Genomic DNA, 4,758 nt, shown 5'->3' with positions numbered 1-4,758 from the left:
ATACTCCCACAGGAGTCTTCGTGCCTTCCGCTCCAATCAACAGGGTGTAAAAATCAACACTGTTCTTTAACACAGCCTTATTTTTAGAAATGAAAAACCCCTCCTTTTTTAGGAGGGGTAGTAGCTTAAGAATATTTTATTAGCAAAATATTATTCAAATTTAGTTGCATTACCATCAAATGGTTCGTCTGCAACTTTAATTGAATCTGTTGGGCAACCTTCAAATGCATCCATCATATCATCGATTAATACATCTGGAATCTCAACGATACCTTCGTTATCATCAAGTGTTACAAATGCAATACCTTCATCATCGTAATCATAGATATCTGGTGCTGCTGCGCCACACGCACCACAAGCGATACATGTTTCCTTGTCAACAATTGTGTACTTTGCCATGAAAAAAACCTCCCAGTAAATTAACAAAAATATTCTTGCTAATTTCCATTGTAAAATGGAAACGCATAACTCATTTCTATTGTAAAACTGTATGGGCAACTTTTCAATAGAAAAATGTTATTATAGCCTTCCATCGGTAAATTGAATTTCTTAAAGTTACACAATTTTCAGCAACAAGTACCTCCATTTCATGTTAAAATAATAATAGAAAAAATGGATATTTTGTCGAATATAAACAAGAAAAAGTGGTGAGGTGGAATGAAGCAGATAGAATCCATTATTCTTTATTGCTTAAAACAACTTAATTGCGAGCGAACAGTTTATTCCATCTTTCATTTACTTAATGGAAAAAAGTCATCTCAAACGATTCAGGATGCCCATTTGTTTTCTTTGAAAAATTTTTTTGGTATTTATGAACCCCTAAAGAGAGACGCTTTTGAAGAGATTATCCAATCCATGATAAACCAAAACCAAATCTCCTTCCATGGTGATCAGCGATACCATCTTACCACTCATGGGAAGGCACTCCTTGAAATCAATCCACCAACGTCTTATTTGGATGGGTGGAATTATCATTCCTTTACAAGTTTATTTTGGGAAAGACTGTCGTTATTCATTCAGGTTACTTCAAATCTTGTATATGGGGAGAAAAGATATATTCCCATACAAAAAAGTAAAGAACACCAACAATGGTTGAAAAGCGTAGTAAACGAGATAAAAGTCCCAAAAAAAGAAGTAGGTGAAATGGTTTTTGCTGAATTGGTTAGTTGTTTTGACCATTATAAAGGTGTAGATCCATCCATTTTTGTTTTTCGGCTGACTGGTTTTAAACAGATTGGTTTAACGCCACAACAGACAGCTAGAATGTTAAAGATGGATGTGCATGATTACCACCTTGCTTTTATTCAAATACTTCATTATTTAATACAAAAGATTGGGCAGGAAGCAGGTCAATTTAGCATTTTACCTTTACTTATTCGAGACTTTAAACAAACAGATGAATTAACTCTTTCATCTCGGAAAACATGGAAACTATTAATTCAGGGATATCCGCTCGACCATATTGCCAATCTTAGACAGTTGAAAATGAGTACCATTGAAGATCATCTTGTTGAATTTGCATTACATGTAAATGATTTTTCCATTGATTCATATGTGAGCAAAAATATGCAAGAGGAGATTTTATCCATTTCTCGAGAATTGGGAACGAGACAATTAAAGATGATTAGGGATAAATTGAATACAGTAACATATTTTCAAATAAGGTTAGTCTTAGCGAAATATGGTGATAGATCATGGAACTAGAAATGCTTTTAGAGAAATATTTTGGGTATCATTCATTTAAAACGGGACAAAAAGAAGTCATTACCTCCTTACTTGAAGGGAAACACACATTGGCCATGCTCCCCACTGGTACCGGAAAATCTTTATGTTACCAGCTACCAGGTTATATCCTAAAAGGTCAGATTTTAATTGTTTCTCCACTTTTATCCCTAATGCAAGATCAAGTAGAGCAAATGAATCGGTTTGGAGAAAAAAGAGTCGTGGCATTGAATTCCTTTCTTCCTGTAGAAGAAAGGAAAAAAGTGCTGAACCGGTTGAACAATTATAAATATATATTTATTTCTCCTGAAATGCTGGGGATTCCATTTATTATAAGAAGGCTTCAACAGCTTACCATTTCATTGTTCGTGGTGGATGAGGCTCATTGTATTTCACAATGGGGCTATGATTTTCGACCAGATTATTCTAAACTAGGGGATATTCGCCAAAAACTAGGAAATCCCTTAACATTAGCACTTACGGCTACTGCTACTAAGAAGGTAAGGGAAGATATTATTGCATCACTTGGATTGGAAGTATTTAATAAAATTGAATCAACAATTGATCGGCCAAATATTTCTTTTTATGTTGAAGAATTGGCTGATTTCAATGAAAAACAGCAGCGTATAGTTGAACTGGTCTCTAGACTGCAAAAACCTGGAATAATTTATTTTTCAAGTAAAAAAGTTGCCGAACAAATGGCTGCTTTATTAGTTGATAAAGGAATCTGTCAGGCTATGGCCTATCATGGGGGACTGGAACAAAACACAAGAATTCTGATACAACAACAATTTATTCACGATCAATTAGATGTAATTTGTGCAACAAGTGCCTTTGGAATGGGAGTGAATAAAGAAAATATTCGTTTTATCATTCATTATCATATGCCAATGCAAATGGAATCTTATCTTCAGGAGATTGGAAGAGCAGGACGTGATGGCAGTCCAAGTATTGCGATTCTCCTATATTCTCCTGGTGATGAACAACTACCAATACAGCTTGCGGAGGGTGAGCTTCCATCGGTACAGCAAATTGATTGGTTGTTCCAGCAAATTATGCAAATCCAACAATTAGATAATGGTAGAATTAATCTCCATAATGACTTAAGAGTTTTCGGAGGATTTACTGATATACAGTGGAGAATAATTGAGGAGTTTATACACCATCGATATCAACCAGATATAAGTATTGACACTTTGCGAGACACAATTTCAGAGTTTGTTAAAGAAAGAATAAAGATCAAAAAGAGTAATATATTTCTAATGAAAAAATGGGTAGAATCAACGAAGTGTCGGCGTGAATTGATTCTGAATTATTTTGAAGAAACACTCACCTCTAAGGTTTCATTATGCTGCGATAGATGTGGAATCCATCTAGAGAGCTATGAATCAAATGGAAAGCTTTCATTAGCAAAACACAGTGATGGTGACTGGAAGGATTATTTAGCCAAAATTTTATTAAATAGCGAGATGAGTGAATGAAGAAAAAGTATAACGAATTAATCGCAAGCTTAACCGACAAAGAGCTACTTTCCCATTTATATTTAACACAGGTCATTCTTTTAGTCATTTCTTTCATTTTAGGATTTCTTTTATTTGACCATTTTTCTTATTTAAAGTCTTTCAATTTGATGGATCGGAACGTAATTGTAATAGGTATTCCTGCAGGTGTTGCAGTAGTCATCATAGATATTATATTAATGAGAATTTTGCCTTCTTCTTTTTATGATGATGGGGGATTGAATGAAAGGATTTTTAAGAATAAATCGATTCTTCATATCCTTTTCATTGCGGCATTTGTCGCATTTAGTGAAGAATTACTTTTTAGAGGGATCATACAAACAAAGGTTGGTCTACTATTTGCCAGTATTATTTTTGCTATCATTCATTATCGATACCTTTTTAATTGGTTCTTGTTTTTAAATATTATTGTCCTTAGCTTTTTAATTGGTAGCATTTATGCTTATACAAATAACTTAGTTGTTACAATTATTATGCATTTTGTCATTGATTTTCTTTTAGGTATATATATAAAATTTAAAAGTTCATCAACTGACGTCCAACAAGAGGGGGGTCTCCATGAATAAAGAAGAACCATATAGGGACCAAGCGGAAAGGCTAAAACAACGGATCCAAAAAATAAATGAAAAAGTGGAATATGGCGATGAATTACCTCCACGAGAACAAATCCATCGTCAAAAAAAGAAGAAAACCAAATGGAAGTTAAGATTTCCCGTGATTCGAATATTAGCCTTATGCTTTATCCTTTTACCTATTATTATCTTTAGTGTTATTTCATATCGTGATAGCGGTAAAAAAATCATAGGGACAGAAAAAACCTCAAGCGATTCTATCGGCTATGAAACTATTAATCTCGACAATAATGAAGATGAAAACAAGGCGAATTCTGAAAAAAATGAGGATAATATTCATGACGATTCGAATGTTAGTAATTCCGAGGAACAAAGTGAAAGTAAAGTTCCTGTGGTAGAAGAAAAATCAACCGATGATAGTAGTCAGCCAAACACCCAGAGTGTGCCTGCTAGTTCTAATCAAGCCCCGGCTGTCAAACAACAGACAGATAAAAACAGTAGTGCACAAACAGAAACCAAAAAAACAGAGCCCACTGTAAGAGTAAAATATCATAAAGTTCAACCCGGAGAGGGCTTATACCGAATTGCAATGAATTATTACCAGTCACAAAAAGGGATAGACATTATTAAAAAGGCTAACCATTTAACCAGTGAAAATATTTATGCTGGTCAAGTATTAAAAATCCCATTAAACAACTAACCGATCACCCTTTGGTCGGTTTTTTTTATGGAAAGGCTGTGTTAAAGAACAGTGTTGATTTTTATACCCTGTTGATTGGAGTGGAAGGCTCGAAGACTCCTGTGGGAGTACGGTTCAGGGGAGACCCCGCAGGCGCAAGCGCCGAGGAGGCTCGCCGAAACGCCCACGGAAAGCGAAGAGCCTGGAGCGGAAATCAACAGCCATTTTAACAAAGCCCAATTAAAAAAGGAGGGTAGGATTTGGA

Annotated in this window: 5 protein-coding genes; 4 read left to right on the top strand and 1 reads right to left on the bottom strand. The window is 35.0% G+C overall.

Annotated features, from left to right (window positions below):
• Positions 1-150: 150 nt before the first annotated feature.
• Positions 151-399: a ferredoxin gene (locus ABES03_RS06405; protein ID WP_063251244.1), complete on the bottom strand. Its 249-nt coding sequence runs from the start codon at positions 397-399 to the stop codon at positions 151-153.
• 258 nt (positions 400-657) lie between these two features.
• Here ABES03_RS06405 and ABES03_RS06400 point away from each other — a divergent pair, with 258 nt between their 5' ends.
• The 4 genes from ABES03_RS06400 to ABES03_RS06385 are packed head-to-tail and all read left to right on the top strand — an operon-like array spanning position 658 to position 4,514.
• The gene (locus ABES03_RS06400; protein ID WP_430116170.1) at positions 658-1,704 is read left to right on the top strand and encodes a helix-turn-helix domain-containing protein; all 1,047 of its coding nucleotides are present in this window, start codon (positions 658-660) and stop codon (positions 1,702-1,704) included.
• On the top strand, positions 1,695-3,203 hold the full coding sequence (locus ABES03_RS06395; protein WP_430116168.1) for a RecQ family ATP-dependent DNA helicase: 1,509 nt from the start codon (positions 1,695-1,697) through the stop codon (positions 3,201-3,203). Before ABES03_RS06400 ends, ABES03_RS06395 begins: the two co-directional genes overlap by 10 nt.
• Positions 3,200-3,808 carry a CPBP family intramembrane glutamic endopeptidase gene (locus ABES03_RS06390; RefSeq protein WP_430116166.1) on the top strand — a complete coding sequence of 203 codons (609 nt, stop codon included), beginning with the start codon at positions 3,200-3,202 and terminating at the stop codon, positions 3,806-3,808. Before ABES03_RS06395 ends, ABES03_RS06390 begins: the two co-directional genes overlap by 4 nt.
• On the top strand, positions 3,801-4,514 hold the full coding sequence (locus ABES03_RS06385) for a LysM peptidoglycan-binding domain-containing protein (protein ID WP_430116163.1): 714 nt from the start codon (positions 3,801-3,803) through the stop codon (positions 4,512-4,514). Before ABES03_RS06390 ends, ABES03_RS06385 begins: the two co-directional genes overlap by 8 nt.
• The last annotated feature ends 244 nt before the right edge of the window (positions 4,515-4,758 follow it).

The sequence above is a fragment of the Neobacillus rhizosphaerae genome (assembly GCF_050477885.1).
In the GTDB taxonomy this organism is placed as follows: domain Bacteria; phylum Bacillota; class Bacilli; order Bacillales; family Cytobacillaceae; genus Neobacillus; species Neobacillus rhizosphaerae_A.
This window is presented reverse-complemented; position numbering and strand designations above follow the sequence as displayed.

What these genes read in the sequence shown, in the direction of transcription:
- ABES03_RS06405 (WP_063251244.1), bottom strand. Translation starts at nt 399, where the DNA reads ATGGCAAAGTACACAATTGTTGACAAGGAAACATGTATCGCTTGTGGT.
- ABES03_RS06400 (WP_430116170.1), top strand. Translation starts at nt 658, where the DNA reads ATGAAGCAGATAGAATCCATTATTCTTTATTGCTTAAAACAACTTAAT.
- ABES03_RS06395 (WP_430116168.1), top strand. Translation starts at nt 1,695, where the DNA reads ATGGAACTAGAAATGCTTTTAGAGAAATATTTTGGGTATCATTCATTT.
- ABES03_RS06390 (WP_430116166.1), top strand. Translation starts at nt 3,200, where the DNA reads ATGAAGAAAAAGTATAACGAATTAATCGCAAGCTTAACCGACAAAGAG.
- ABES03_RS06385 (WP_430116163.1), top strand. Translation starts at nt 3,801, where the DNA reads ATGAATAAAGAAGAACCATATAGGGACCAAGCGGAAAGGCTAAAACAA.